A 236-nucleotide genomic window follows, 5' to 3' on the forward strand; every position below is an offset into this window, starting at 1 on the left:
GCACTAAGGTCACGGCCTGCTTCTTCCCACTCTTGATACACTTGCTCACGAAACTTAAGCGTCCAGTTAAACGAAGGCGAGTTGTTGTATACCAGTTTTGCATTTGGCACGTGTTCTTTTACACGATTTACCAGTTCTGCAATTTGCTTAACATGAGGTTTTTCTGTTTCAATCCACAGTAAATCAGCGCCCGACTGCAAGCTCGTAATACAATCTAGTACTACGCGGTCTTTTTC

The 236-nt window shown here is 43.6% G+C and carries 1 pseudogene; it reads right to left on the bottom strand.

Annotated elements, in window-relative coordinates:
* A pseudogene (locus AAEZ18_RS19660) lies at window positions 1-236 on the bottom strand (isocitrate lyase); the annotation flags it as partial.

Origin of the sequence: Pseudoalteromonas sp. 19-MNA-CIBAN-0066 (assembly GCF_040308705.1) — a bacterium.
Lineage (GTDB): Bacteria > Pseudomonadota > Gammaproteobacteria > Enterobacterales > Alteromonadaceae > Pseudoalteromonas > Pseudoalteromonas nigrifaciens.